Origin of the sequence: Asanoa sp. NPDC050611, from assembly GCF_040654855.1 — a bacterium.
Taxonomy (GTDB): Bacteria; Actinomycetota; Actinomycetes; order Mycobacteriales; family Micromonosporaceae; genus Asanoa.
On record NZ_JBFAIU010000091.1, the window covers coordinates 1 to 23,316 of the forward strand.

Annotated in this window: 16 protein-coding genes, 1 tRNA gene and 1 pseudogene; 7 read left to right on the forward strand and 11 right to left on the reverse strand. The window is 70.5% G+C overall.

Features of this window, described 5'->3' with window-relative positions:
• Positions 1-41: 41 nt before the first annotated feature.
• From AB0H87_RS16565 to AB0H87_RS16585, 5 genes are read right to left on the reverse strand one after another with little or no spacing between them, the layout of a single operon-like run.
• Positions 42-890, reverse strand: a complete 849-nt coding sequence (locus AB0H87_RS16565; protein ID WP_360145399.1) for an SPFH domain-containing protein — start codon at positions 888-890, stop codon at positions 42-44.
• 30 nt (positions 891-920) lie between these two features.
• A complete protein-coding gene (locus AB0H87_RS16570) occupies positions 921-2,147 on the reverse strand; it encodes an MFS transporter (protein ID WP_360145402.1) in 1,227 nt (408 codons plus the stop codon).
• Between the two features lie 32 nt (positions 2,148-2,179).
• On the reverse strand, positions 2,180-5,464 hold the full coding sequence (locus tag AB0H87_RS16575) for an efflux RND transporter permease subunit (protein WP_360145405.1): 3,285 nt from the start codon (positions 5,462-5,464) through the stop codon (positions 2,180-2,182).
• Between the two features lie 60 nt (positions 5,465-5,524).
• Positions 5,525-6,574 carry a threonine synthase gene (thrC, locus tag AB0H87_RS16580; protein ID WP_360145408.1) on the reverse strand — a complete coding sequence of 350 codons (1,050 nt, stop codon included), beginning with the start codon at positions 6,572-6,574 and terminating at the stop codon, positions 5,525-5,527.
• Positions 6,575-6,629: 55 nt separating this feature from the next.
• A complete protein-coding gene (locus tag AB0H87_RS16585; protein WP_360145444.1) occupies positions 6,630-7,652 on the reverse strand; it encodes a DUF5937 family protein in 1,023 nt (340 codons plus the stop codon).
• Between the two features lie 100 nt (positions 7,653-7,752).
• Here AB0H87_RS16585 and AB0H87_RS16590 point away from each other — a divergent pair, with 100 nt between their 5' ends.
• Positions 7,753-8,247 (forward strand): tetratricopeptide repeat protein, encoded by a 495-nt coding sequence (locus tag AB0H87_RS16590; protein WP_360145411.1) that lies wholly within the window; start codon positions 7,753-7,755, stop codon positions 8,245-8,247.
• 18 nt (positions 8,248-8,265) lie between these two features.
• Here the strand turns inward: AB0H87_RS16590 and AB0H87_RS16595 are convergent, their stop codons facing one another.
• Genes AB0H87_RS16595 through argS form a run of 3 tightly spaced genes read right to left on the reverse strand, consistent with a single transcriptional unit; the run spans position 8,266 to position 12,625 of the window.
• A complete protein-coding gene (locus tag AB0H87_RS16595) occupies positions 8,266-9,570 on the reverse strand; it encodes a homoserine dehydrogenase (protein WP_360145414.1) in 1,305 nt (434 codons plus the stop codon).
• Positions 9,567-10,952 carry a diaminopimelate decarboxylase gene (lysA, locus tag AB0H87_RS16600; RefSeq protein WP_360145417.1) on the reverse strand — a complete coding sequence of 462 codons (1,386 nt, stop codon included), beginning with the start codon at positions 10,950-10,952 and terminating at the stop codon, positions 9,567-9,569. The genes AB0H87_RS16595 and lysA overlap by 4 nt, the downstream gene beginning before the upstream one ends.
• Positions 10,953-10,960: 8 nt before the next feature.
• Complete coding sequence (gene argS, locus AB0H87_RS16605; protein ID WP_360145420.1) at positions 10,961-12,625, reverse strand: arginine--tRNA ligase; 1,665 nt, start codon at positions 12,623-12,625, stop codon at positions 10,961-10,963.
• Positions 12,626-12,721: 96 nt separating this feature from the next.
• On the opposite strand from argS, the gene AB0H87_RS16610 reads away from it, so the two are divergent.
• The 3 genes from AB0H87_RS16610 to AB0H87_RS16620 are packed head-to-tail and all read left to right on the forward strand — an operon-like array spanning position 12,722 to position 14,934.
• Positions 12,722-13,546: a DUF3105 domain-containing protein gene (locus tag AB0H87_RS16610; RefSeq protein WP_360145423.1), complete on the forward strand. Its 825-nt coding sequence runs from the start codon at positions 12,722-12,724 to the stop codon at positions 13,544-13,546.
• Positions 13,547-13,549: 3 nt separating this feature from the next.
• Entirely contained in the window at positions 13,550-14,209 is a 660-nt protein-coding gene (locus AB0H87_RS16615) for a DUF305 domain-containing protein (protein ID WP_360145426.1), read from the forward strand.
• 56 nt (positions 14,210-14,265) lie between these two features.
• Positions 14,266-14,934 (forward strand): winged helix-turn-helix domain-containing protein, encoded by a 669-nt coding sequence (locus AB0H87_RS16620; RefSeq protein WP_360145429.1) that lies wholly within the window; start codon positions 14,266-14,268, stop codon positions 14,932-14,934.
• Positions 14,935-15,070: 136 nt separating this feature from the next.
• Here AB0H87_RS16620 and AB0H87_RS16625 read toward each other — a convergent pair whose 3' ends face one another.
• A complete protein-coding gene (locus tag AB0H87_RS16625) occupies positions 15,071-15,364 on the reverse strand; it encodes a hypothetical protein (RefSeq protein ID WP_360145432.1) in 294 nt (97 codons plus the stop codon).
• Between the two features lie 293 nt (positions 15,365-15,657).
• Between AB0H87_RS16625 and AB0H87_RS16630 the strand changes: the two genes are divergently transcribed.
• A tRNA-Arg gene (locus AB0H87_RS16630) sits at positions 15,658-15,729 on the forward strand.
• An 855-nt stretch (positions 15,730-16,584) separates the two neighbouring features.
• Here the strand turns inward: AB0H87_RS16630 and AB0H87_RS16635 are convergent.
• Both AB0H87_RS16635 and AB0H87_RS16640 read right to left on the reverse strand, forming a co-directional pair.
• A pseudogene (locus AB0H87_RS16635) lies at positions 16,585-17,601 on the reverse strand (recombinase family protein); the annotation flags it as partial.
• 559 nt (positions 17,602-18,160) lie between these two features.
• Positions 18,161-20,071 (reverse strand): Hsp70 family protein, encoded by a 1,911-nt coding sequence (locus AB0H87_RS16640; RefSeq protein ID WP_360145435.1) that lies wholly within the window; start codon positions 20,069-20,071, stop codon positions 18,161-18,163.
• A 91-nt stretch (positions 20,072-20,162) separates the two neighbouring features.
• Between AB0H87_RS16640 and AB0H87_RS16645 the strand changes: the two genes are divergently transcribed.
• Positions 20,163-22,865 (forward strand): BTAD domain-containing putative transcriptional regulator, encoded by a 2,703-nt coding sequence (locus tag AB0H87_RS16645; RefSeq protein WP_360145438.1) that lies wholly within the window; start codon positions 20,163-20,165, stop codon positions 22,863-22,865.
• 101 nt (positions 22,866-22,966) lie between these two features.
• The coding region (locus AB0H87_RS16650; protein WP_360145441.1) for a hypothetical protein at positions 22,967-23,316 on the forward strand (350 nt) is incomplete at its 3' end.

The window sequence follows — 23,316 nt, forward strand, 5'->3', positions numbered from 1 at the left end:
GGGTCGAGCCGCAGCAGCAGCTTCTTGCGCTCGGCCATGCCTCAGTACAGCGTGCCCGCGTTGACCACCGGCGACGCGGCGCGGTCGCCGCAGAGCACCACCAGCAGGTTGGCCACCATCTGCGCCTTGCGCTCCTCGTCGAGCTCGACGACGTGCTGCTCGCTGAGCTTGTCGAGCGCGCTGGAGACCATGCCGACCGCGCCTTCCACGATCTTGTAACGGGCGGCCACGATGGCGGAGGCTTGCTGCCGCGCCAGCATGGCCTGTGCGATCTCGGGCGCGTAGGCGAGGTGCGTCACCCGCGACTCGAGCACCTCGACGCCGGCCAGCGCGAACCGCTCGGCCAGCTCCGCGGTGAGCTGCTCACTGACCACAGTGGCGTCCCGCAGGCTGGTCGCGCCGCTGTCGTGCGTCTCGTAGGGGTAGGTGGTGGCCATGTGCCGGACCGCGGCCTCGGCCTGCACCGCGACGTAGCGGACGTAGTCGTCGACGCCGAACGCCGCGTTGGCCGAGTCGACGACCCGCCACACCACGACCGCGCCGATCTCCACGGGATTGCCGTCGGCGTCGGAGACCTTGAGCTTCTGCGTCTCGAAGTTGCGCACGCGCAGCGTGATCCGGCGCCGGGCGGTCAGCGGCCAGGTCCAGAAGAACCCGGCGTCGCGGATCGAGCCGACGTAGCGGCCGAAGAACTGCACGACCTGCGCGTCGTTGGGGTTGACGACGACGAACCCGGTCGCGGCGAGGAGCACGATCACGCCGAGGACGATCGCCACCGCCGCGGTCGCCGGGTCGGGCACCGCGATGCCGATCACCAGCGCCACCGCCACCAGCACCAACACCAGCAACAGCGCGACGAACCCCGGCAGCCGGAAGGCTCGCTTCTCCATGGATACCCTCCCAGTATCAGAGTGATATCACTACGATACCGCAGGAGCGCTCGTCAGCGACAGCCGCCGGGTGGCCAGCCACCAGCCCACCGCGTACACCAGCGTCACCGCGCCGCAGCCGGCCAGGATGACCCGCTCGTCGAGGGTGTCGACCACCGTCGCCACGCCGAGCTGGCTGAGCGATACGGCCAGCGTCGCCACCATCAGGTCGGTCGCGAACACCCGCCCACGCAGGCGGTCCGGCACCTCCGTCTGCAGCGCGTAGTTGGACATGGTCCAGTTGCTGCCGGCGGCGAAGTGGGCCACGAAGACCAGCACGAGCACGAGCGGGAACCAGGTCAGGACCGAGACGCCGAGGTACGCGAGCCCGTACGTCGACATCGACAGCGCGAGCCCCGGCAGCAGCAACGCCCGCCGGGTCAGCACCGGCCGCAGCGCGAACGGCCCGACCACCGCGCCGAGCCCCCGCAGCGCGAACAGCAGCCCGGCGCCGATCGGGCCGGCACCGTAGACGCCGGCGAGCAACGGGAACACGGTCAGCACGCCGTTGCCCAGGCCGACCGCGGACTTCACCGTCACCAGCGCCCGCACGGTCGGGCGGTGGGCGATGTAGCGCAGCGCCTCGCCGATCGCGGCGAACGCCCGGGCGGTCGGCTCCGCCGCGTCCCGCGGCGCCTGCAGCGGCCCCCGGATCCGCCCGGCCAGCACGGCCGCGCCGGCCACCGCGACGGCGGCGATCCAGAAGCAGGCGTACGGGCTGAGCACAGCCGTGAGGATGCCGCCGAGCGAGGCGCCGAGCACGGCCATGGTGCCCCACGCGGAGCCGGCCAGCGTGGTGGCCAGCCCGAGATCCTCCGGCCGCACCACATTGGGCAGTGCGGCCGAGGCCGCCGGCGAGTAGAAGCCCTTGGCCACCGCCATCCCACCGACCACGGCGATGGCCAGCCAGGCGGTGCCGGAGCTGCGCACCAGCAGCAGGAGCAGCAGCACGCCGAGGCAGGCCAGGTTCGCGATGATCATCACCCGCCGGCGGTCGAGCCGGTCCGCGATCGTGCCGGCGTACGGCAGCACGAGAGCGGTGATCCCGGTGTCGGCGGCCAGCACGTAGGCGCCCCACGTGCCGCTGCCGGTCAGCTCGGGCAGCAGCACCAGCAACGGCACCATGACGAACCAGTCGGAGCCGAAGACGACGAGCTCGGCCAGGAACAGCCGGCGGAAATCGGGGTTACGGGTCAGCAGCGAAAGGAGCGGGGGCACTCCGAGAAGTTACCCCCGCCCCTTTCCTGCGCTCAGTCCTCGCTGGGCGGGCGCGGGCGGTTGCGCGGCAGGCGCAGCACCTCGAACTGGTCGGTGCCCTCGAACAGCGCGGCCGACGGCCGGCTCGGGTCCGGGTCCGCGGTGCGCTGCAGGGGCGAGCCGGCCGGCGTCGTGACCTGGTTGGGCGCGACGTCGTCGAAGTTCTTCGGACCGTGCCCGTTGGTGACCGGGTCCGGGCCCGCGGCCGCCACGACGCCGCCCCGGCGCAGCCGGAACCGCTCCTTGGTGCCTTCCACCATCGTGTAGAGGGTCGGCACCAGCACGAGCGTGAGCAGCGTCGAGGTGATCAGGCCGCCGATCACGACGATCGCGAGCGGCTGCGAGATGAAGCCGCCCTCGCCGGTCAGGCCGAGCGCCATCGGCAGCAGCGCGAAGATCGTCGCGACCGCCGTCATCAGGATCGGCCGCAGCCGGCGCCGGCCACCCTCGATGACCGCGTCGCGCACGCTCATGCCCTGGTCGCGGTGCTGGTTGATCAGGTCCATCAGCACGATCGCGTTGGTGACCACGATGCCGACGAGCATCAGCATGCCGATCAGCGCCGGGACGCCCAACGGGGTGCCGGTCAGCAGCAGCAGGCCGATCGCGCCGGTCGCCGCGAACGGCACCGAAACCAGCAGGATCAGCGGCTGCACCAGGCTCCGGAAGGTGGCCACCATGATCACGAAGACGATCGCGATCGCGGCGAGCACGGCGAGGAGCAGGTCGCCGAACGCGTCGGCCTGGTCGGCGCTGACACCGCCGATCTCCCACGTCGCGCCGCCGCCCAGGGTCAGCCCGTCCAGCTTCTTGGTCAGGTCGGCCGTGGTCTTGCCCAGGTTGGAGCCCGTCGCGGTGCCGGTGATGGTGACGCTGCGGTCGCCGTCGATCCGGTCGATCGCCACCGGACCCTCGACGCTCTCCACCGTGGCCACGTGGCCCAGGGTCAGCGGCAGGCCGCTGCGCAGCCGCGGGCCGAGCGGCAGCGCGCGCAACTGGTCGACGGTGGTCGGGGCCGCGCCGGCCTGCACCACGACGTCGACACGCTCGCCGTCGACGGTGATCTGGCCGGCCGGTGCGCCGCGCATCGCGGCCGCCACGACCTGCCCGACCGACGCGTCGCTCACGCCCCAGTAGGCGGCCGAGGACCGGTTCAGGGTGACGTCGAACCGCGTCGAGCTCTCGGCGAGGCCGCTCTGCACGTCGACCACGCCCGGCGTGTCGGCCAGCGCGGCGCGCACCTGCTCGGCCGCCGCCGCCAGCGCCTCCTGGTCGGCCGCGCGGACCACGACCGCGAGCTGGTCGGCCTGCGCGCCACCGCCGCCGCCGAACGTGAACTCACCGGCGTTGGACAGCTTGCCGACCTCGTCGCGGAGCTTCGCCTCGACGTCGCCGGACTCGACCCCCTCGCGCAAGGTCAGCGAGTAGGTGGCCGTGCGGCCGCCCGCCGCGCCCTCCCACGGCAGGCCGGAGCCGCCGGCGGTGACCTGGTAGGACTCGACGCCGTCGGTGCGGGCCAGGATCGTCTCGACCTGCTTGGCGGCCGCGTCGGTCTGGGCGAGGCCGCTGCCGATCGGCAGTTCCTCGCTCATCGACAAGGTGTTGCCGCCGCTGTCGTCGAGGAAGTTCGTCTCCAGCCGGGTGCCGAGCGCGAACGTGCCGATCAGCACCACCAGGCCGATGATGACCGTGGTCCAGCGCCGCGCGGTGGCGAACCGCACCACCGGCACGTACGCCTTCTGCAGCGGGTTGTCCCGCTCCTTGGCCTCGGCCGCGGCGCGCACCCGCTCGTCGTCGGCGCCGGCGCCGGCCGGGCGCAGGAACCAGTACGCCAGCACCGGGATCACGGTGAGCGAGACCAGCAGCGAGGCCAGCAGCGCCACCGTGACGGTGATCGCGAACGGCGCGAAGAGCTGCCCGACGAAGCCGCCGACGAGCGCGATCGGCGCGAACACGGCGACCGTGGTCAGCGTCGACGCGGTCACCGCGCCGGCCACCTCCCGCACGCCGGTGAGGATCGCGGTGCGTTTGGCCTCGCCGTACGCCAGATGTCGTTTGATGTTCTCCAGGACGACGATCGAGTCGTCGACCACCCGGCCCACCGCGATCGTCAGCGCGCCGAGGGTGAGCAGGTTGAGCGAGTAGTCGCCGAGGTAGAGCACGATCAGCGCGACCAGCACCGACAGCGGGATCGAGACCGCGGTGACCAGCGTGGAGCGCACCGACAGCAGGAAGACCAGGATCACGATCACGGCCATCAGCAGGCCGAGCAGGCCCTCGGTGGTCAGGCTGTCGATCGAGGACTCGACGAACGGGGCCTGGTCGAAGACCACGCTCAGGTCGGAGTTGACCGTGGTGCCGAGGTCGGCGAGCTTGTCCCGGACCGCGTGGGAGATCTCCACGGCGTTGCTGTCGGGCGTCCCGAAGATCTCGATGCCCAGGCTGGCCGTGCCGTCGGTGCGGGTGAACGACGTGGCCGGGGCGAGGTCCTCGACCACGTCGGCGACGTCGCCGAGGCGGGCCGGCGTGCCGGGCACCGCGCCCGGGAGGTAGAGGCCCTTGAGGTCGTCGAGGGAGTCGATCTGGGTGCCGGTCTGCACGGCGTACGTCTTGTCGCCCTCGGTGATCGACCCACCCGGGATGGTCACGCTGTTGGCCTGCAGCGCCGCGCCGATCGCGGCCGGGCTCACCTTGGCCGCGGCCATCTTCGCCAGGTTCGGCGTGATCTTGACGACCTGCTCGCGGGCGCCGGAGACGTTGACCGTGCGCACGCCGTCGATGCCCTCGAGCTCGGGCACCACCTGGGTGCGCAGCCGGTCGGCCAGCGCGCGCTCGTCGTCCTTGATGGTCGCGGCGAGCACCAGCACCGGCAGGTCGTCCGTGCTGCCGGCGAACACCGTCGGGTCGACGTTGTCGGGCAGCTGCGGGCGGATCCGGTTGATCGCCGTCTGCATCTGGTTGACGGCGTTGTCGAGGTCGGTGCCGAACTCGTACTCGACCTGGACGGTCGCCGAGCCCTCACGGCTCGTCGAGTTGACCTTCGACAGGCCGTCGATGCCCTGGATGCTGTTCTCCAGCGGCTCGGTGACCTGCTGCTCGACCACCTCGGGCGAGGCGCCGGGGTAGGTCGCGATGATGAACGCGCCCGGAAACTCCAATGACGGCAGGAGCTGTTGCTTCAGCTGGGGCAGGGTGAAGACGCCGAACAGGGTGATGACCACCGCGATCAGCGCGACGAGGCCCCGGTTGCCAAGACTGAGCCGGGCGAGTAGCGACATGCGGAAGATTTTGGCTTAGTCGGTTGTCCCCGTTCCGCGCGGGGTGCGACGCGACGACGCCTACGCGAGGTCCAGCGCCCGGGCGGCCACCAACACGTCGTTGCGGATGGTCGTGGGCGACGGAGCGGTGGAAATGGCCCACTCGGGGTCCTTGAGGCCGTGCCCGGTGACCGTGCAGACGACGGTCGACCCGCGCGGGATCAGCCCGGCGGCGGCGCTCTGCAGCAGGCCCGCGACGCTGGCCGCGCTGCCCAGCTCGACGAACACGCCGACCTCACGGGCCAGCATCCGGTAGGCGGCCAGGATCTCGCGGTCGGTGACCGCGTGGATCAGCCCGCCGGACTCGTCGCGCGCGTCGACGGCCTTGGTCCAGCTCGCCGGGTTGCCGATCCGGATCGCGGTGGCGATGGTCGACGGCTCGCGGACCACACTGCCGGTGACGATCGGTGCCGCTCCGGAGGCCTGGAAACCGAACATCTTCGGCGTACGGGTGGCCCGCCCGGCCGCGGCGTCCTCCTGGTAGCCCATCCAGTAGGCGGCGATGTTGCCGGCGTTGCCGACCGGCAGGCAGTGGATGTCCGGTGCCTCGCCGAGGGCCTCGACGATCTCGAACGCGGCCGTCTTCTGCCCGTGCAGGCGGTCGGGGTTCACCGAGTTGACCAGCGCCACCGGGTATTCCACCGCCAGCTTCGAGGCGAGCCCGAGGCAGTCGTCGAAGTTGCCGGCGACCTGCAGCAGCCGGGCGCCGTGCACCAGCGCTTGGGCGAGCTTGCCGAGCGCGATCTTGCCCTGCGGCACGAGCACTGCGCAGGTGAGCCCGGCGCGGGCGGCGTACGCGGCGGCGGAGGCGCTGGTGTTGCCGGTGGAGGCGCAGATGATCGCCTTGTTGCCGGCCTCGACGGCCTTCGACACGGCGACCGTCATGCCGCGGTCCTTGAAGGAGCCGGTCGGGTTGGCCCCCTCGACCTTGAGGAACACCTCGGCGCCGATGCGCGAGGAGAGCACCGGCGCGGGCAGCAGCGGCGTGTTGCCCTCGTAGAGCGTGACCACCGGGGTCGCGTCGGTGACCGGCAGCCGGTCGCGGTAGGCGTCGATCAGTCCCCGCCACATGGCGATCTCCTCATCCGAGTCGTCACCGCCAGCGTAGGCACACGCTTAGTGATCTTCATCCGCCGGACCGGCCTTTTCCACCGCTCGGGATCACGGCCGCGGTGCCCAGCTCCGAGCGCCGGTAGCGGATCTCGTGCCGGTGCCGCTCGCCGACGACGAAGCCCGCGTCCCGGAGCACGGTCAGGTGCTCGGAGACGGTGGCCGGGGCCAGGGCGTGCCGGTGCGCCAGCGTGGTGGTGGTCGCGGGCTCGTCCAAACCGATCAACAAGGCGGCTCGGGTACGCCCGATCAGCCGGCCCAGCGCGGCGTCGGGGGTGCCGCTCGGGCGCTGCCACAGGCCGCCGGTGCCGCGGGCCGGATAGATCACGGTGGGCTGCCAGGGCTCGTCGAGCACGACGATCACCTGGTCCCACTTGAACGCGCTCGGCATGAGGACCAGTCCCGCGCCGGCGAGGTCGCGGTCGTCGTCGTCGCCGTACGCCCGGATGAGGGTGTTGTCGTGCCAGCGCAGCGTCGGGTGCAGTTCGGCGAAGAGGCGGTCCAGGCCGCCCTCCGCGAGGCGGCGGGTCTGGAAGCTCACGTCGGCTTCGAGCAGCGCCCGCACCTGTGGCCAGACCGGCTCGACCAGCTCGTGCCAGGCCGTGCGGATCAGGCCGGTCAGCGTGGCGAGGACCGTGCCGGGTTCGCCGCGCAGGAAGCGGCCGACCTCGCTGTCGGCCGCGCCGGGGGTGTCCGCGAGCGAACGTGCGATCTCCGCTGCGACCCGATCCGCCGGCGTGGCGGCGATCCGGGCCAGTTCGTCGTCGAACGTCGCCTGCGCGCCGGTCGGCGGCGGTGCCAGGAAGTCCGGCGTGTAGCCGCGGCGGGGCTGCAGCAGCGTGATCGGCCGCAGATCGAGCCGACCCAGGCGGTCGGCGGCGCCCGCCAGCCACGGGCCGTGCTGACCCGGGGCCTCTGCCGGCAGCGTCAGCCGGATCGCCGAGATCGTCTCGAACGCCGGCGAGATCGCGAACCGGCAGCGCAGCAGATCGGTCGCGGTGAACCGCAGGGTGGCGGCGATGGCGTGCTCCTCCGAGATTCGGCGGTCGCCGAATCACTCGCGATCGAGCCTACCGGCCGCCCAGGATGACGGACCGAGCGCGCGGACCGGCCGCGCCGCCGCGGAGACGGAGATCGCCATGACCGACAGCATCAGTGCCGACTGGGAGCGCCGGGTGGCCGCGGCGTGGGCGTCGCTCGACGACCACACCGAGGACGAGTTCGTACGCCTGATCGGCGAGCTGGCCGCCGAGCTGCCGGCCGACAGCGCCGTCGGGCTGTTCGAGCGGGCCTGCGCCTGGGACTCGACCGGGCACTCCGACCGTGCGGTGCCGCTCTACCGGCAGGCGCTCGAGACCGGGCTGACCGGCATCCGGCGGCGTCGGGCGGTCATCCAGATGTCCAGCTCGCTGCGCAACATCGGGCAGGCCCAGGAGAGCGTGGCGCTGCTGACGGCCGAGCGGGCCGCGGGCAGCGACGAGCTCGACGACGCGGTCGCCGCGACTCTGGCGCTCGCGCTGGTCGACGTCGGCCGCGAGCGGGAGGCCGTCTCGGTGGCGGTGGCCGCGCTCGCCCCGCACCTGCCGCGCTACCAGCGGTCGATGGCCAACTACGCGCGCCTGCTGGTGGCTTAGGCCCCGCCCTCGACTGTCTTAGGCCCCGCCCTCGACGCGGAGGACGCTCGCGATCGCGCGGACGAACTCGAGGCCCCGCAGCTCCTCCACGGTCGCGGCCAGGGCCGCGTCGGGGGCGCCGTGGGTGACGATCACCAGCACCGCGTCGTCGCCGCGGCCCGACTGGCGGACCGTGGCGATCGAGACGTCGTGCTTGGCGAAGATGCCGGCGACGGTGGCGAGCACGCCGGCGCGGTCGGCCACGTCGAGGCTCACGTGGTAGCGGGTGACCGCCTCGCCCATCGGGCGGATCGGCAGGGCCGCGTACGACGACTCGCTCGCGGCCCGCGTGCCGGCGAGCTGGTTGCGGGCCACCGCGACGATGTCGCCGAGCACGGCGCTCGCGGTCGGCGCGCCGCCCGCGCCGCGGCCGTAGAACATCAGCTGGCCGGCCGCCTCGGCCTCGACGAAGACCGCGTTGAACGCGTCGCCGACGCTTGCCAGCGGGTGGCTGGTGGGGATCATCGCCGGGTGCACGCGGACGCTCACGCTCGGCCGGCCGTCGCGGTCGAGGGCGCGGGTGGCGATGCAGAGCAGCTTGATCGTGCTGCCCATCTGCTTGGCGCTGGCGACGTCGCGGGCGGTAACCGCGGTGATGCCCTCCCGGTAGACGTCGGCCGCGCCGACCCGGGTGTGGAACGCGAGCGAGGCCAGGATCGACGCCTTGGCCGCCGCGTCGAAGCCCTCGACGTCGGCGGTCGGGTCGGCCTCGGCGTAGCCGAGCGCGGTCGCCTCCTCCAGCGCCTCCTCGAAGCCGGCGCCGGTGGCGTCCATGGCCGAGAGGATGAAGTTGGTGGTGCCGTTGACGATGCCGGTGACCCGGGTGATCGTGTCGCCCTGCAGCGACTCCCGCAGGGGCCGCAGCAGCGGGATCGCGCCCGCGACGGCCGCCTCGTAGTAGAGGTCGGCGCCGCCCTCGGTGGCCGCGTCGTGCAGCGTGCCGCCGTCCTCGGCGAGCAGCGCCTTGTTGGCGGTGACCACGCTCTTGCCCGCCCGCAGCGCCTCGACGAGCCAGGTGCGGGCCGGCTCGATGCCGCCGACCACCTCGACGACGACGTCGACGTCCTCCCGCTTGACCAGGCCGAGCGCGTCGGTGGTGAACAGGCTCGGGTCGACGGGCAGCTCGCTGCGGTCACGGCCGGGGCGCCGGACCGCGATGCCGACGATCTCGATCGGCGCGCCCACCCGGGCCGTCAGGTCGGCGGCCTGCTCGTGCAGCAGGCGCACGACCTCGCTGCCGACGGTTCCGCACCCGAGAAGGGCCAGGCGAACGCTCTTACTCATCCCACATCCAATGCCAGGAGGTCGGCTTCGGTCTCCCGCCGGACGATCACCCGTGCCGCGCCGCCGCGGACGGCGACCACCGGGGGCCGGGGCACGTGGTTGTAGTTGCTGGCCATGCTCCGGCAGTAGGCGCCGGTGCCGGGCACCGCAAGAAGATCTCCGGGCTGCACGTCAGCGGGCAGGAATTCATCCTTAACAACGATGTCCCCGGACTCACAATGTTTTCCCACCACCCGGGCAAGGATCGGGTCGGCGGTGGAGGCCCGGCCGGCGATCGTCGCCGAGTAGGAGGCACCGTAGAGGGCGGTCCGGATGTTGTCGCTCATGCCGCCGTCGACGCTGACGTACGTCCGGAGGCCGTCGACGTCCTTGACGGTGCCGACCTCGTACAACGTGAACATCGCCGGACCCACGATGGCCCGCCCGGGCTCGACGGAGAGCTTCGGCGTGGCCAGGCCGAGCGCCGTGCACTCGTCGTCGACGATCTTGATCATGCGTTCGGCGAGATCGGCCGGCGCGGACGGGTCGTCCTGGGTCGTGTAGGCGATGCCGAACCCGCCACCGAGGTCGATCTCGGGCAGCTCGACACCCCGGGCGTCGCGGACCTGCGCCTGCAGGGCGAGCACCCGCCGGGCGGCGACCTCGAAGCCGCTGGCGTCGAAGATCTGCGAGCCGATGTGCGAGTGCAGGCCGCGCAGGTCCAGCACGTCGTCGTCGAGGATCTTGGCGACCGCCTTGAACGCCGCTCCGCCGCCGACCGAGAAGCCGAACTTCTGGTCCTCGTGCGCGGTCGCGATGAACTCGTGGGTGTGCGCCTCGACGCCGACGGTCACCCGTACGAGGACGGCTTGTCTGACGTTCTTTGCCTGCGCGATGGCCGTGAGGCGGTCGATCTCGTCGAACGAGTCGACGATGATCCGGCCGACGCCCGCGTCGACGGCCCGCTCCAACTCGGTCACCGACTTGTTGTTGCCGTGGAAGCCCATCCGCTCGGGCGGCATGCCGGCGGCCAGCGCGGTGGCCAGCTCACCGCCGGTGCAGACGTCGAGGAACAGGCCCTCCTCGTGGATCGCCCGCACCACGGCCCGGCACAGGAACGCCTTGCCCGCGTAGTAGACGTCGTGCCCGGCGAACGCGGCCTTGAACGCGCGGGCCCGGGCCCGCAGGTCGTCCTCGTCGAGCACGTACGCGGGTGTGCCGTACTCCGCCTGGATGGTTTCGACGGCGAGCCCGCCGACAGTCAGCGCACCTTGCTCGTCGCGGGTGACCCCGCTCGGCCAGAGCTCTGGCACCAGTGCGTTGACGTCGTCGGGGGTACGCAGCCAGGCAGGTCCCCGGTTGCCGAGCTCGCCGTGCAGCGCGCCGGCTTCGTGCGTCCTCATGTTCCTTGTTACATCCGTTCAGGTGCGGTGACGCCGAGCAGCCCCAGTCCGTTGGCGATGACCGTGCGGGTGGCGTCGTTGAGCCACAGGCGCGCGCGGTGCGTGTCGGTGATCTCCTCGTCGCCGCGGGGCAGGATCCGGCAGTTGTCGTAGAACCGGTGGTAGGCACCGGCGAGGTCCTCCAGGTAGCGCGCCACCCGGTGCGGCTCGCGCAGCTCGGCCGCGGCGGTGACCACGGCCGGGTAGTCGCCGAGCGACTTGAGGAGGTCGATCTCCTTCTCGTGGTCGAGCAGCTCGGGGTGGAAGCTGTCGGCGGTGCCGCGGGCCAGCCCGACCTCGGCGGCGTTGCGGGCGACGCTCGCGGTGCGGGCGGCCACGTACTGGACGTAGTAGACGGGGTTGTCCCTCGTGGACCGCGTCCACAGGTCGACGTCGATGTCGATCGGGGAGTCGATGGAGTAGCGGGCGAGCGCGTAGCGGGCCGCGTCGGTGCCGATGCGGTCGACGAGGTCCTCGAGCGTCAGGCCGGTGCCGGCCCGCTTCGACATCCGCACGGGCTCGCCGTTCTCGACGAGGTTGACCAACTGTCCGATGAGGATCTCGAGGTTGGTGTCGGGGTCGTCGCCGAAGCACGCCGACATCGCCCGCATCCGGCCGACGTAGCCGTGGTGGTCGGCGCCGAGCATGATCACGACCCGGTCGAAGCCACGCTCGCGCTTGTCGAGGTAGTACGCGCAGTCGCCGGCGAAGTAGGTCCAGTCGCCGTCGGACTTGCGCAGCACCCGGTCCTTGTCGTCACCGAAGTCCGTCGTACGCAGCCAGACCGCGCCGTCCGCCTCGAAGATGTGGCCCTCGGCCCGCAGCCGCTCCAGCGCGAGGTCGAGCTCGCCCTGGTCGTGCAGCTGCTTCTCGTTGAAGTAGACATCGAAGTGCACGCCGAAGTCGGCCAGCGACGACTTGATCTCGTCGAACATGATGTTGACGCCGGCGGCCCGGAAGATCTCCTCGCTCTCCTTCTCGGGCGCGGTCAGGGCTTCCGGGTGCTCCTTGACGACCGTGTTCGCGATCTCACCGATGTAGGCGCCCCGGTAGCCGTCCTCCGGCGCGGGCTCGCTCCTGGCGGCCGCGCGCAGCGACCGGGCGAACCGGTCGATCTGGGAGCCGGCGTCGTTGAAGTAGTACTCGGTGGTCACGTCGGCGCCGGTCGCCCGGAGCAGCCGGCTCAGCGCGTCGCCGACGGCGGCCCAGCGGACGCCGCCGATGTGCACGGGCCCGGTCGGGTTCGCCGAGACGAACTCCAGATTGACCCGCTGGCCCGCGAAGCGCTCACTGTGCCCATAGGCCTCGCCGGCCTCGACCACCACGCGCGCCAGCTGACCGGCGGCGGCGGCGTCGAGCCGGATGTTGAGGAAGCCGGGGCCGGCGATCTCTACCGATTTGATACCCGCGGCCCGGCCGAGCTGCTCGGCGATCTCCCCGGCCAGCTCGCGCGGCGGCACGCCGCTCTTCTTCGCGAGCTGAAGGGCCAGCGTGGAGGCGTAGTCGCCGTGCTCGGGGTTGCGGGGTCGCTCGACCGCCGTGCTCTCGGGCAGGGCAGCGGGATCAAGGCCACGTCCGGTGAAGACGGCGCGGGCGGCGGCGAGCACGACCTCGGCGAGCTTGGCGGGAGTCACTGATCCATGCTAGCGGGGGTAGACTCTGTCACTCGGTGGCGACCCTGCGCGCCCGATGATGCATCCCCCCATCACCGACCGAACTGACGAGGCACCATGAGCATCAGCACTCCGGCCGGCGACTCGAGCCGTCAGACAGCGCCGCCCGCCGCCAAGAAGGCCACGGCCGGTGCGGGCCGCCCACCGTCCGCCCGCGGGGCCGGCTCCGGCCGCGGCTCCGGCTCCGGCGGCCGTCCGGTCAACAAGGGCGGCAAGCCCGGCGGCGGTGGCCGTCCGCGCAAGCCGGTCACCCCCGTCAAGGTCAGCCAGGGCCGCAGCTGGGGCCCGATCGCCCTGTTCACCGCGGTCGGCGTGATCGCCGCCGCGATCATCGGGTACGGCGTCTACGCCGTCACGGTCGGGCCGCAGACCTGGCAGGAGAAGGCCGAGGGGATCTCCGGGATCACCGACTTCCGCAAGAGCGACCCCAAGCTGGTCGACACGCGGTCGCACAAGAGCGGCACGATCCAGTACGCGCAGCAGCCCCCGGTCGCCGGTGACCACAACGTCAGCTGGCAGAACTGCATGGGCAACGTCTACGACGCGCAGATCGCCAACGAGAACGCCGTGCACAGCCTCGAGCACGGTGCGGTCTGGGTCACCTACCGGCCCGACCTGCCCAAGGACCAGGTGTCCGCCCTCGCATCCAAGATCGAGGGTCAGGAGTTCACGATGATGAGCCCCTTCCCGGGGCTCGACAAGCCGATCTCGCTGCAGGCGTGGGGTTACCAGCTCAAGGTCGACAACGCCGGCGACTCTCGGATCGACGACTTCATCCGCGCGCTGCGGGTCAACGCCACGCAGGAGCCTGGCGTCGGCTGCTCGGGCGGCGTGACCGCGACCGGCACCACTCCCCGGGAGCTCCAGCAGCAAGGGCAGTGATCAATGAGCACGACGTACGACGCCGCGGTGGACTCTCTTTCTCCCCCTGACGCTCCACCGCGGCGCTGGCGGCCGCTGACGATCGCGGCCGCCGTGGTGGCGGCGGTGCTGGTGCTGGTTGCCGCCTTCGGCGCGGGGTGGGTGGCGCACTCGCGCAACCACCCCGGCGAGGGTTCGGTCGAGGCGGGCTTCGCCCGCGACATGTCGAGCCACCACGCCCAGGCGGTCGAGATGGCGATGCTCGCGCTCAACAAGAGCACCCAGCCGGACCTGCGGCTGCTGGCCGGCGAGATCGCCCAGGCGCAGCAGGCCCAGATCGGCATGATGCAGACCTGGCTGCGGTCCTGGGGCCTGGAGCCCACGGGCCACGAGCCGCCGATGTCGTGGATGACGGACGGCGCGAGCCTCATGCAGAACGGCCTCATGCCGGGCATGGCGAGTGCCGCCGACATGGCCTCGTTGCGGGAGGCGACGGCTGGCGAGTTCGACCGGCTGTTCCTGCGGCTGATGCAGCAGCACCATCTGGGCGGCATCCACATGGTCGAGGGCGTGCTGACCGAGACGTCGGAGCCGGACGTGGTGTGGCTGGCCCAGTCGATGGCCAAGAACCAGCGCTCGGAGCTGGAGTTCATCCAGCAGATCCTCACCAAGATCGGCGCATAGCGTAGCTTTCTGACTACGTTGCGCTACTTCTCTCGGGGCGGCGTCGTTGACGTGTCATGGGGGCGCTCCTTGATCCGCGCAGCTCGGCGCTGAGCTGGTGCCGGCGCGAACGCATCGGCGGTGACGGCGCGCTGGCAGCCGGACCCCGCACGGGCCGGCCGGTGGGGATCACCCGTACGCAGGAAACAGCTCTGATCGAAGCGATCCGCGGCCGTTTCCCCGGCGACTTCAACCTCCCGGGCTCGCTGTGGTCCCGCCGCTCGGTCCGGGACCTGGTGTTGGCCCTCACCGGCCTGACCCTGGCCCCGGCACGGGTGACCCGCCTGCTGACGGCCTGGGGCGCGGTGGCCCGCGACCCTGCTGAACGCGCCTGCCCGATGTGCGCCGGGGCGGTGTCCCGGTGGATGACGACGGCGCAGCCGGTGATCGCCCGGACGGCTGCCACCCACCGTGCGGATCTGCACTGGATCGGCCGTGCCCGCCTGTGCGGCGTCGCGCCGGCTGCGGAGCTGGTGTCGACGGTCGCGGGGCCGCCGGGTCGTCTGCGGGTCGCGTTCGCGATCACCGGCCCGTCGTCGGCCCTGCCCCGCGAGTTCCTGTCACGCCTGAGCCCCGACCGCACGGTCCACGCGGTCGTGGACGGCTCGTGGGCGACGTGGCAGCTCCCGCGCCGCCTACCGCCGAGGGTGGTCCTGCATCCGATGCCGAGCTGCGAGCGGAGCTAAAGGGTCTGTATCGAAATCGTGGCCGGAGCGAGGCGAGGCCCAAGCGTCGGCTTTGGTCGCGCTGGCGCGGTGTTGTATCTGATCGTGACCGGCGTGGTTCCAGGCGGGGTCTGTGTCCGCCGCAACCCGGTCGGGGCTAAGGGTGGTGATTCTTTTCGACGACGTCGCGGCGATTGCGTAGGCCGACGAGGGCGACGGCCGCGGCGATCAGCCCGACGCCGACGAGGAGCACGGTGCCGACGGCCATGCCGGTCGACCGGGGGTCGTTACCGCCGTCACCACCGCCGGTGCCAGGCGCGGAGGGTCCGCCGCTAGGCACGGTCGCGACCTCTTGAACCGCTGCCTCGCGGGCACCGACCACCGCGACCTGGATCACCGCCCGCACCGGATCGGACCCGGTCGTCGCCCGTGGCGGCGGCGCTATCTTCACCACCGTGACCCGTGGGTCATGGCTCTCACCAGCCGGCGGCTCACCGGAGGCCGGCCCGACCCCAAGAAACAGCACAGCACCCACCGCCGACACGGCAAGTGCGAGCGCGGGCCGCCAACGCATGATCCTCCAGCCTCCGAACATGCCCGGACGACACATGCTTCTCGGCGGCCGACACCCGGCGCATCCGCTGAAGGGACAGCTTCACCCGCAGTCGGACCCCTGGTCACGGCACGACCCGGGTGCCCCGCGACCCACGGGTGGGATCCCTGGTACTCTTTCTCGGTCGCTGAGCCCCCGTAGCTCAGGGGATAGAGCACCGCCCTCCGGAGGCGGGAGCGCAGGTTCGAATCCTGCCGGGGGCACACACTAAAACTGTGCGGGTCTGTTGTTTCGTCCCCCTTTCTGGGGATTGGCCGTCCCCAGTTCGCTACTCGGGCGAGTTCGTCGATCAGGTGGCCGCTCAGCTGTGCCTTCAGCGTTGCGCGGCGGGTGCGGTGGTCGTAGTGGATCTCGACCCGGAAGGCGTCGAGGAACCGCCTGAGCCGGTCGGCTGCCAGCAGGTTCAGGTCGATCTCCACCAGCGGGAGCTGGTCGATCAGTGAGACGTCGTCGCTGGATGGGGCAGGTGCCGCGGCGCGATGCTCGGCCAATGCTGTCTTGGCCGCTGTGATGTCGCGGTCGAGTTCGACCATGCGGCGGTTGATGCGGGTGAAGAAGTGGCCGTCCGCGTCGCCGGCTCTCTCCAGGGCCCGCAGCAGGTTGTCGCCGGCGGTTTCCAGTTCGGCGAGTCGCCGCTGAAGGACCGCCTCTTTCTGGCGGTGGGCGTCGGCTGCGTGGTTGGCTGCCGCGGGCAGGCTCGCCCTCACCAGTTCGATGCGGTCGGGGCCGAGTACATGGGTGTTGAAGAAGTGGGACACGACCGCGATGAGCTTGCTCTCGTTGATCCATACCGTGGGCGGGTGGCCGTCCGGCTTCGTTCGGCCTCTGGGTTGGCAGTAGCTGTAGGCGGTGCCGGCCGGGTTGCGTTTCCCGTGCATCCGCAGGCCGCAGGGGACGCAGTACACGTAGGACCGCAGGCGGTAGGTGCTCTTGGTCTGACGGTGTGGGTTCGGGCTCAGTGGATCGAGGTCGACGCGGGCCTGGGCCCGCCGGGTCGGGGTCTGTGCGGCTACGAACAGGTCGACCGGCACGAGGGGCTCGTGTACGGGCTGGCTGGAGATGACCCACTCGTCACGCGGGTTCGTTTTGCCGGGGTGCTGCTTGTCTTTGGTCGCGCGCCGGTTCCAGACCATGTGGCCGGTGTACTTGGGGTTGTTCAGGATCTCGCGGACCGTTGCCGGGGTCCACCGGCCCACGGCACGCGTCGGGTCGACCGGCACCGGCGGAGGATTTTGGATCAGGTCTTCGTTCAGACGGCCAGCGATCGCCCGGTAGGACAGACCGTCGTGGACGCGCATTTCGAACATGCGCGTGACCGCTTCGGCGCGGACACCGTCCGGCGCGAGCTTCGTCTTGTGCTTGCCCTCCGCCCGCTTGGCCGGCACGGGGTGCTTGATCCGCTCTGCCTGGTAGCCGTAGGGCGGCTTGCCGACGTTGAAGCCCTGGTCGGTGTGGATCTCGATGCCGTTACGGGACTTCTCCAGCATCTCCAGCACGTACCACTCGGCCACACCCTGCTTCGCCCGGCGCAGGAGGACCATGCCGGCCTTCTTCTCGATCCGGCCGGTGCGAGCGGACCGCATGATCGGCTCGTCGGCTGCGATCAGCGGGATACCGAGCTGCTCAAGGTCGTGTTCGATCTTCGTGCTCTGGTACGTCAGCCGGGCGATGCGGTCGATCGACTCGCAGATGACACCGTCGAACCTGCGATTTGGCCGCTGAGCCTCAGCGAGCAGGTCAGCGATCCCGCCGTCACGAGGGATGTCGATGTCGAAGCTTCGCCAGGCGGAGCTGCTCCCACGGGCGCCGAGATCCTTGCGGGAAGTCTCGACGTCCCAGAAGTACAAAACGATCTCCATCTCGTCGCTCAGGACCGCGCGGCTGGACCGCAACTGTCGCGGCAGGGAGATCGTCGGGTCTTGAACCTCGTCGTCCGAGGTGCGGCCCATCCAGGCCAGTCGCAGCCGTCTTGGTTCCGCGATATCGACGACGCGTGCCTTGAGCCACGTGGCAAGTTTCGCGGCGTCCGCGTCAGGTCTGGTCATGTAGGCGGAAGGGATCGCCTGGTGAACCATTCAAGAACCTCCAGGATTGCGCCTACTTGTTCTTGAGCTAAGCGCGTGCCGGCGGCATTGCCGACGATTTCAACGTCAATATTGAATTCTATCGCTAATTCATTCGTGCCGGTGGCAGGGATTGCCTGTTTCGGGTGTCGTTTTTGTACCTGGCCGCTCACGGCGGTTGTCGGATCACCGTCGTGCGTGCGGTGAGTGATTGGCTCATCGGACACGCGTTTCCCTTTGCTGGCGCGGCGCACCTTGTGGCGCCGGAGGGCTTGGTGGCCATGGAGTCTCCTTACTTGATTGGTGGGCGTAGAGCTTCGAAGGCGCACATCAGAGCGTCGAGAGCATCGGCCTTCGTCCGTGGCAGACGGGTCGAGCGAGTGAACTCTGAGGACTTGCGGATGATTGGTTGGCCTGGCCCAAGGCTCGGCACGACTCGCGCTCGATGGCTTGATTGGGCACGCCTAGTCGGCCCGGGCAATATCGCGAGGTCGACATTCTCGAAATTGGGATTCACGCTAACCGCAGGCGCGCCAACCGGTGCGCCGTTAGAAAATGGTTTGCCTGCCCGTCAGGTGGCTCGTGGTGGCAGCAGCTTCCGTAGGTGGTCTCGCAGGGTCGGGTAAGCGGCGTGGCCCGTGACCGCGAGGCGAGTCGCGCTCCACCAGATGACCGCGGCGAGGTAGGCCAAGGTGATGGGGCGGTTGTTGGCGAGGCTGGCAACGGCGAACCCGCCGAGGCCGAGGGTCCCGGCCGTGATGATGCGTAGGAGCCGGTTGCGGACGACGGTGAATGCGATGGCGACGCCGGTTGCCGCTCCGCCGGCACGGAGGATCATGCCCGAGAGTCCGGCGCTGATTTGGGCGGTGCCGGCGTAGCGCATCGCAATGATCCCGGCGGCTGCGAGTATGACGGCGATGAGTGGGTGGCGCAGCTGGGCGAGCCATCTGGCCAGGGCTGGTCCCGGGATGGCGCGGGCCAGGACAGCGATCAGGAAGGCGCAGACGGCGATAAGTACGGCGGGTTTGAGGGCGGGGGCGAGGTACTCGGTCGTGGTGGCTCCGACGAGGGCTCCGACGCCGAGACCGTAGATGGCTGCGATGGCGATGCCGAGGGCGGCGACGCCGGTGAACGCGACGCTGATGAGCTTGATGGTGTCTCGGTCGTGGACGGTCTTCCCGGCCAGGTACAGCGTTGGCAGGAGCTGGGCCACCGACCATGCGGCGAGCACCGCGACCACAGCTGCTGCGGAGATGAGCTCATTGGCGAGGTGGACATAGGTCCTACCGGACGATCTCGTGGTCCACAGGGTGACGAAGACCGAGGCGATAAGGGCGACCGACCCGAGTGCGAACAGCGCGGGACGGACCAGGTCGCCGGGTCGAAGCGATACCCGCGGCAGCGGCGCCGGCTCTGCAGGGGCCGCAGCCGCGGTCGGCGTGAGTGGGAGGGCGCCGTCAGCTGCGGCGAGGTCTGGGCGAGCCGGGATGTACGGGCGTTGTCCGACGGCTCGGGCAAGGGCGGCGTCGATTCCGGGCAGGCGTGCGCCGCCTCCGGCCAGGACGACGTGGGTTACATGGGTGGGTGTGATGTCTGCTGCGGCGAGGACTTCGGCGACCTGGGCAACGATCCCCTCCATCGCCGGCCCGACGAGTTTCGCCAGTTCGGTCCGATCAAGGACGAGCGCGGGGTAGCCGGGACGGATCGCGACGGCTGTGTGTTCGCGGTCGGACAGGGCGGTCTTCGCGTCCTCGGCGGCAGTGACGATCGCCTGCCATTGTGGATCGCTCTCGTCGAGGGTTGGCTCGTCGCCGGGTGGCCGAATGGAGCACAGCAGGTGCGCGGCGACCAGTTGATCGACATCGCGTCCTGCGGCTCCGTCGACAGCAGCCGTGGCGAGTTGTTGCAGGCCGTCGCGGGTTTGCTCGAGTACGGTCAGGTCGGTCGAGCCCGCGCCGGCGTCGCAGACCAGCACGCAGTCGCCGTCGTTGAGGTGGACGCCCGACGTGGCCAGGTGCATGGCGGTTGCGGCCGCTGCGGCTACGAGTGTGGTGTCGGTGAAGCCGGCGAGCCGGGCGGCTTCCCGCAGGATGTCACGGCGGACCCGACCCCATTGCGGCGGGACCACCAGCGTCACGGCCGTGATGGGTCGGCCGGCGATCCGCGTGGCGTCTGTGCGGACGAACGAAAGAATGGCAGCGAAGACCTCGCTGGCGGTAAACGTCTTGCCGTCAACGTCAATCGGCCCCTGGCTCACGAGACTCGCGGGGCTGGCGATGTAGTTGCCGGGCCGAGACATCGCCGCGGACCGGGCAGCCGCCCCGACGAGGATCGTTCCGTCAGGTTCGATGAACACGCTGCTGTGGACGAAGGGCGCGCCGTCGGGCATCAGCGGCAGTCGGCCGCCACCGTCAAGGGTCAAGACCGTCTTCGTTCTGGCCGACCCGATATCCATGCTGAGCCGGGGCGCTGCGCCGGGCATTGGGGCAGTCTCTCGCAGCGACGAGACCACCTACCGCCCCAATAGCGATCTGTGATCGTTTATGTGCTCATCGTGAATATTCGGTGATCCGGTGGTTGATGACCGGCCGATGGAGCGTGTAAAGCCAGAAGCGATTACATCTGTCGATGTGCCGTTGGAGGCTGCGCTGACCCGCCCGCAGGAGCCGACAACCCGCAACCGTGACGACCTCATGCGTCAGGCCACGGTCTGGACCGAGCCGGCACCCCGGCCTAAGCGCCGCCCGGCCGCGGCCGCCGTACGAGGGGTTCGGGCGCTCGGGTCTCTGCTCACCGTAGCGGTATGGCTGGTCGGCATTCCCATCGCGCTCATCGCGTTCGTCGGCTGGCCGCTCCCGGACACCCTGCCCGGCGGTGACGAGGTTCTCTCCGCGGTCGGCCGAACCGATCTCCTCACCCCGGACATAGTTGTGAGGGGCGCAGCCGTCCTGGCGTGGCTGATCTGGGGCTCGTCGGTGCTCTACATCGCGTACACCATCTTCGCCGTCGCGGCGCGCACGCGGCTGCGGCTACCCCGCGTTCCGATTCCTCGCCTGGCCAAGGGGATGCTCGCCGGCCTCGTGCCGGCCGTCGCGGTCGCCGTCCCCGCGCAGGTCGCCGCGGCGGCGCCGCCCGCAGCAACGGCCACCACCGACCCGGCACCGGAACGGAGCAAGGCGGTCGACGCTCCAAGCCCCACGCCCCGGGAGTCCGCGACCGGTCGGCGGCCCGGGGCTACTGTCGAGCACCGAGTCCGCAAGGGAGACACCCTGTGGGACATCGCCGATGAGGAACTCGGCGACCCCCTGCGGTGGAAGAAGGACATCTTCGAGCGCAACAAGGGCCGAGCCCAACCAGACGGACGCGCGCTGCGCGACCCCGACATCATCCTCCCCGGCTGGCGCCTCGAACTCCCCGCCGACGCAGCTGCCGGCACGGTGCCGGCGCCACCACCGCCTCGCCCAGTACCCGACGACGGTGTCTCCGCGCACCCGGAAGACCCAGGCCCGGACAGCCCGAGCAGCGAGACACCCACACACAGGCCGACGGCGACACCGCAACCGACGCCCAGCCAGCCCGTGCACGCAACGCAGGCCGACCAGGACGGAGTCACGCTTTCGGACGGAAGCTGGCTTCCGTGGTCCGTCGCCACCGGACTCACCGCTGCCGCCGCACTGATGTGGTTGCACCGCCGCCGCCGGTACGCCTGCCGGTCCGAGGACGACGACCCGCTAACCCTGCCACCAGCCGCAATCACCGCGATCCAGCGAGCGACAGCCCGCAAGACCGAGGGCCCACCGGCGCCTCCAGGACGCGACATTGGCCCGCAGCCGGCGGCCACACTGCCGTTAGGCGGGATCGGCGTCACCGGCGATGGCGCGGTCGCCGCCGCCCGCGCCGCCATCGTCGCGACCCTCGCCGCCCCTGGCCGCTCGGACCTGCCTGGCGAAGTAGTAACGGACCAGCACACGCTTTCCACGCTTTTGGGAGCGCACGCCGAGACAGTCGCTGAGTGGCAACGCCTACATGTCGCCAGCGATGTCTTCGACGCCTTGGCTGCCGTCGACACCGAGGTCTTGCGGCGCAGCCGAATCCTCGACGCCCACGACGTCACCGACCTTGACGACGTCCGTCGAGAAGAACTACGCGACGGGGCGTCGCCGCCTCCGGTCCTGTTGGTCCTGACCACCCCGCCGCCGGCCGCGCACGCACCAACCAAGGCGACCCTCGACCTCGGCAAGCGGCTGCGTATCACCGCGTTGATCGTCGGCGGCTGGTCGCACTGGCCAGTTGCGAACATTGCAGCCGACGGCCGTGTCGAGGCTCCCGCCGAGCAGCCGTTGCACGGCGACCGGCTCGCGGTACTCAGCGCCGAAACCGCAGCCGCTGCACTGGCCACCCTTCGCGAAAGCCACACCGGAGAGACGGCCCCCACGCAAGCCGGTGCCGAGCTCGTCCCGCTCGCGTCCAACCGTCAGCTTCCAGAGCCACGCAAACCGCGAGAGGCGACGGCTAGCGCCTCGGCGAGCCTCGATCCCAGCCGTACGGCGATAAGAGCTCAGCTGCGGGTCCTCGGCCCGCCCCGCATCGAGGACATCACCGGCCCCGGACGGCCGCTGCGCGCCAAGGCCCTCGAAATCGCAGTTCTCCTCGCCTGCCACCCCGACGGCCTATCCACACGCGACATCGGTGAACACACCGAACCAGACGCCCGGCTCGCGCAAGCCGATCAACGCGTCCACACCAACATCAGCAACCTCCGGCACGTGTTCGCCCGCGCCGCCGGCCCACGCAGCAACGGATACGTCGCCAAAAGCAATGGCCGCTACCGACTCGACCCAGACACCGTCGACATCGACCTATGGCGCATGCGGGACCTGCTGCGGGGCCTCGGCACAATGCCGCAGGACCAGCGGACCAAGGCGCTCAAGGAGGCCTGTGCCCTTTACGTCGGACCACTGGCTCAAGGCAAGAACTACGACTGGATCCAACCCCACCAGGAAACCGTGCGCCGCTGGGCAACCCAGGCACACCTTCTCCTCGCCGAGGAACTTTTGCCTGGCGACCCGACCGCTGCAGCCGCCGTGATCGACGATGCGATCCGCTACGACCGCTACAACGAAGCCCTCTACCAACGAGCGATGCACGCTCTCGACGCTCAAGGCCGGGCCGAGGAGATACCGGACGTACTGAACGCCCTAATCGAAACGCTCGCCGAGATCGGCGCGGAGCCAGCCACGGAGACGAGGCAACTCGCCGAGACGCTGATGAAGTAGCGCTGCGTCCAGCAGCCTCGCCGCGGACCGCAAGCGCGGCGCCTCCGTCGCGGGGGTGCATGCGCTGCAACGCGGACCCGAGCGCTAGGCCCTTCGACGCCGTGCGTCTCGTCTGGCACGACTACCCGGGGGAGTGGTTCGAGCAGGATGTGAGCGGCCCGGAGGAGGGCCGGCGCAGGGTCGACACGTTCAGGTCGCTGCTGCGGTCCGACGTCGCGCTCCTGTTGGTGGACGGTCAACGGCTGCTGGGCAATGCGGGCGAGGAGGAACGGTATCTCAAGTCATTGCTGGCCAATTTCCGCAATGGGCTGTTGTCGCTGAAGGACGACCTTCTCGAGGACGGCAAGCCGATTGTTGAGTTTCCGCGGATCTGGATCATGGCGCTGTCGAAGGCCGATCTCCTGCCGAACCTGGACGTGTTCAAGTTCCGGGACCTTCTCGTCGCGAAAGC

Bases quoted from the DNA above. Each gene is read 5' to 3' on its own strand.
- lysA (WP_360145417.1), bottom strand. From the start codon at position 10,952: ATGAGGACGCACGAAGCCGGCGCGCTGCACGGCGAGCTCGGCAACCGG.
- thrC (WP_360145408.1), bottom strand. From the start codon at position 6,574: ATGTGGCGGGGACTGATCGACGCCTACCGCGACCGGCTGCCGGTCACC.
- AB0H87_RS16575 (WP_360145405.1), bottom strand. From the start codon at position 5,464: ATGTCGCTACTCGCCCGGCTCAGTCTTGGCAACCGGGGCCTCGTCGCG.
- AB0H87_RS16620 (WP_360145429.1), top strand. From the start codon at position 14,266: ATGGGGGCGCTCCTTGATCCGCGCAGCTCGGCGCTGAGCTGGTGCCGG.
- AB0H87_RS16565 (WP_360145399.1), bottom strand. From the start codon at position 890: ATGGAGAAGCGAGCCTTCCGGCTGCCGGGGTTCGTCGCGCTGTTGCTG.
- AB0H87_RS16590 (WP_360145411.1), top strand. From the start codon at position 7,753: ATGACCGACAGCATCAGTGCCGACTGGGAGCGCCGGGTGGCCGCGGCG.
- AB0H87_RS16610 (WP_360145423.1), top strand. From the start codon at position 12,722: ATGAGCATCAGCACTCCGGCCGGCGACTCGAGCCGTCAGACAGCGCCG.
- AB0H87_RS16595 (WP_360145414.1), bottom strand. From the start codon at position 9,570: ATGAGTAAGAGCGTTCGCCTGGCCCTTCTCGGGTGCGGAACCGTCGGC.
- AB0H87_RS16615 (WP_360145426.1), top strand. From the start codon at position 13,550: ATGAGCACGACGTACGACGCCGCGGTGGACTCTCTTTCTCCCCCTGAC.
- AB0H87_RS16640 (WP_360145435.1), bottom strand. From the start codon at position 20,071: ATGCCCGGCGCAGCGCCCCGGCTCAGCATGGATATCGGGTCGGCCAGA.